This is a genomic window from Kribbella sp., from assembly GCF_035655035.1.
In the GTDB taxonomy this organism is placed as follows: Bacteria; Actinomycetota; Actinomycetes; order Propionibacteriales; family Kribbellaceae; genus Kribbella.
Map to the genome: position 1 here is coordinate 1 of NZ_DASRVN010000506.1, position 3,772 is coordinate 3,772.

At 68.8% G+C, this 3,772-nt stretch carries 5 protein-coding genes; 2 read left to right on the top strand and 3 right to left on the bottom strand.

Annotation, left to right across the window (positions count from 1 at the left end; all coding sequences use genetic code 11):
* Together fbaA and VFF46_RS27670 are read right to left on the bottom strand one after the other, a co-directional pair.
* Window positions 1-842: class II fructose-bisphosphate aldolase (gene fbaA / locus VFF46_RS27665; protein WP_325040155.1), on the bottom strand; the 842-nt coding region annotated here is incomplete at its 3' end.
* Between the two features lie 207 nt (window positions 843-1,049).
* Window positions 1,050-1,769: a GntR family transcriptional regulator gene (locus VFF46_RS27670; protein ID WP_130388014.1), complete on the bottom strand. Its 720-nt coding sequence runs from the start codon at window positions 1,767-1,769 to the stop codon at window positions 1,050-1,052.
* Between the two features lie 139 nt (window positions 1,770-1,908).
* Here VFF46_RS27670 and VFF46_RS27675 point away from each other — a divergent pair, with 139 nt between their 5' ends.
* On the top strand, window positions 1,909-2,928 hold the full coding sequence (locus VFF46_RS27675) for an SIS domain-containing protein (protein WP_325040156.1): 1,020 nt from the start codon (window positions 1,909-1,911) through the stop codon (window positions 2,926-2,928).
* 80 nt (window positions 2,929-3,008) lie between these two features.
* Window positions 3,009-3,434 carry a VOC family protein gene (locus tag VFF46_RS27680; protein ID WP_325040157.1) on the top strand — a complete coding sequence of 142 codons (426 nt, stop codon included), beginning with the start codon at window positions 3,009-3,011 and terminating at the stop codon, window positions 3,432-3,434.
* Here VFF46_RS27680 and VFF46_RS27685 read toward each other — a convergent pair.
* Window positions 3,415-3,772: GNAT family N-acetyltransferase (locus tag VFF46_RS27685; protein WP_325040158.1), on the bottom strand; the 358-nt coding region annotated here is incomplete at its 5' end. The two genes, VFF46_RS27680 and VFF46_RS27685, sit on opposite strands and share 20 nt — an antisense overlap.

Consider the following 3,772-nt stretch of genomic DNA (forward strand, 5'->3'; position numbering starts at 1 on the left):
GTGAACGCGTACTGCGTGTCGGTGTCGACGTTCATCTTGATGACGCCGTTGTCGACCGCGGCCCGGATCTCCTCCAGCGTCGAGCCGGAACCACCGTGGAACACCAGGTCGAACGGGCGCTCCTTGCCGACCTTGGCGCCGACCTGGTCCTGGATCTCGGCCAGGATCTCCGGGCGCAGCTTGACCGAGCCCGGCTTGTAGACGCCGTGCACGTTGCCGAAGGTCAGCGCGGTCAGGTAGCGGCCGTTCTCGCCGGTACCGAGTGCCTCGACCGTGGCCAGGCCGTCCTCGACCGTGGTGTAGAGCTTCTCGTTGATCTCGTTGGCGACACCGTCCTCCTCGCCGCCGACGACGCCGACCTCGATCTCCAGGACGATCTTCGCCGCGGCCGCCTTGGCCAGCAGCTCCTTGGCGATCTCCAGGTTCTCGGTCAGCGGCACCGCCGAGCCGTCCCACATGTGCGACTGGAACAGCGGGTTCTCCCCGCGCTTGACGCGCTCGGCGGAGATCTCCAGCAGCGGCCGGACGAAGCCGTCCAGCTTGTCCTTCGGGCAGTGGTCGGTGTGCAGCGCGATGTTCACCGGGTAGTTCTTGGCGACCTCGTGCGCGTAGGCGGCCAGCGCCACGGAGCCGGACACCATGTTCTTCACGGTCGGCCCGGACAGGTAGTCCGCACCACCGGTGGAGACCTGGATGATGCCGTCCGAGCCCGCCTCGGCGAAACCGCGGATCGCGGCGTTCAGCGTCTGCGAGGAGCTGACATTGATGGCCGGGTAGGCGAAGCGGTTCTGCTTGGCCTTGTCCAGCATCTCGGCGTAGACCTCAGGGGTTGCAATAGGCATGTCTCGCGGTACTCCTCACAACACTGTTCTTGTGGGTTCAGCTCCAGTATTGCCGCCGGGCACTTCATCGTGACCGGCGGCCCACCTGGCGAACCGGCCCGGTGGCCGGGGAGCGATCGCCAGGGATGCAGACCAGTTGGTGAACAGGATCGATCCAGTTCATGGCTTCCCGGTGTCCTCCGGGGACGGAGGGCGCACCGGCGTCGGTCAGGCGGACCCGGTTCGCGGGCCGCGCGGAGTCAGGGCCATGTGCAGCCGGTAGCGGTCGGCGCGGTACGCCGACCAGGACAGCTCGACGACCTTGCGGCCGGCGAACGTGGTGCGCTCGAGGACCAGCAGGGGTGCCCGCCGGGCCACGCCGAGCACCCGGGCGACGTGACCGTCGGCGTTGTCCGCCCGGACGGTCTGCTCACCGGAGGTGACGACGACGTCGTACTCACTCGCGAAGACGTCGTACAGGGTGCCGAGCTCGCGGCCGAGCAGGCCGGGGAAGAGCGCGGACGGGTAGTAGCCGACCTCGTACGCCATCGGCGAGGCGTCGGCGGTCCGGAGCCGTTCGACCCGGATCACCTTCGTACCCTTGGCGACGCGCAGGCCCTTGGCGGTCTCGTCGGAGGCCTCGATCTCGCTCGCCGACAGCACCACGGTCCCGGGCTCGAGCCCGCGGGCCCGCATCTCCCGGGAGAACGAGGTCAGGTGCAACTGAGAGTCGACTTGAGGGCCCGTGACGAAGGTCCCCTTGCCGTGCACCCGTTCCAGGGCGCCGGACTCGACCAGGTCGCTGATCGCCTGCCGGACAGTCACCCGGGAGACGTTCAGTTTGTCAACCAGTGCGCGCTCGGAGGGGATCGGGTCCCCGGGATGCAGCTCGACGTCGATCAGCCGTTCCAGCACCGATCGGACCTGGGCCCGCTTGGTCGCCACCATGGAATCTCGATCCTCCAGACCTGGACGGACCTCGGGGGTGCCCCGGGGCGCCGCTCACTGCTATCGTGCGCAGCATACCTGTTAAGACCAGATAGGACCAGTGATCGTAGTGGTGTCTGTCCCCGCTCCGGAAACCCAGATGGCGCGCGAGATCGCCGAGCAGCCGGCCGCGCTGGCGGCGACGTTCGAGCACGTGCTGCCGCTGCGGCACGACATCACCCGGCTGGCCGCCGGACGCCGGAACGTGATCTTCGTGGCCCGCGGCTCCTCCGACAACGCGGGCGTCTACGGCCGGTACCTGACCGAGATCCACGCCGGCCGGCAGGCGTCGCTGGCCGCGCCGTCGGTGGCCACGCTGTACGGCGCGAACCTCGACCTCTCGAACTCGCTGGTCGTCGCTGTCAGCCAATCGGGTGCCACCCAGGAGATCGTCGACACGGCCGAATGGGCCAAGCGCAACGGCGCCGCGATCGTCGGCATCACGAACGACGGCAACAGCCCGCTCGCGTCGACGGCCGACGTCACGCTGGTCACGCAGGCGGGCAAGGAGCTCGCCGTACCGGCCACCAAGACGTACACCACCCAGCTGGCCGCGATCACGGTCGCGGTGGACGCGCTGGCGCCGCGACCAGGAATGCTGGACGCGGACATTGCCCGGGTTCCGGACGCGGCGACCAAGATGCTGTCCGGGTCCGTCGAAGCGGCGGCGGATCTGCTGACCGGAGCGCACGACGTGCTCGCGAGCGGACGGGGGCTGACGTTCGGCACCACGCTCGAGGTGGCGCTGAAGCTCGAGGAGACCTGCTTGCAGCCGGTTCGCGGACTCTCGTACGCCGACCTCAAGCACGGTCCGATCGCGGTCGTCGACTCCGACCTGGTGACGATCCTGGTCGCGGCCGGCGAAGGCCCCGCACTGCCCGGCATGACCGAGCTGGCCGGCCTGGTCCGGGAGAAGGGCAGCAAGATCCTCGGCATCGGCGGCGACCCGACGTTCGCGTCCCGCTGCGATGTGAACCTGGCGGGCCCGGACCTCCCCGAGACGCTCGCGCCGCTCGCACTGGTCATCCCCGCCCAGCGCGCCATCGAGCTCCTGGCCCGCAAGCTCGGCCTCGACCCGGACGCGCCCCGCGGCCTCCGCAAGATCACCCAGACCGACTGAACAAAGTGCTCACTCGGTGAGCACTTTGGCTGGAATCGTGGTGGTCGTCAACCAGGAAGACCTGCGAGAGGACCACCACGATGTTGCGAGGACTTGCCACCGTCAGCTTCTACGCCGCCGACGTCAAAGCAGCGCGGGACTGGTACGAGAAGGTGCTGGGCGTCGAGGCGTACTACGCCGTGCCGAGCGCGGAGGACCCGGCGTACGTCGAGTTCCGGCTCGGGGACCTGCAGGCCGAACTGGGGATCATCGATGCCAAGTACGCGACCCATCAGGTCGGGGCGGCGGCCGGCGCGATCATGTACTGGCACGTCGACGACCTGGAGGCCACCCTCGCCCGGCTGCTCGAGCTGGGGGCGACCGTCAACGAGGGCATCGTTGAGCGAGGCAACAACACGGGCTTCCGGACCGCCTCGGTCGTGGACCCGTTCGGCAACCTGCTCGGCATCATGACCAACCCGCACTACCTGCAGGTCCTCGAAGGGCTCAGAAGTCGATCCGCATGACGACTCGGCGATTGCCCGGCCGGCTCACCTCGGCGAATCCGGCGTCGGCGAACGTCGCGAGACTCCCCACCGATCCACCGTCCACCAGATCCGGATACCCCTCGATGGCACGCGCCCCACGTTCACGGGCGAACTCCACCGCGGCCGATGCCAGCAGCCGACTGATCCCCCGCCGCCGATACCCAACCCGAGTCACAAAACAGGTCACCGCCCACACCGAGCCGTCACCCTTGTCCTCGTCCCGCCCCAACCACGGAATCCGGTAGTCCCGAAGCAACCTCGCATACCCCACCCGCGGCGCCACCGCACACCACCCCACAGCCACCCCACCCTCCCCA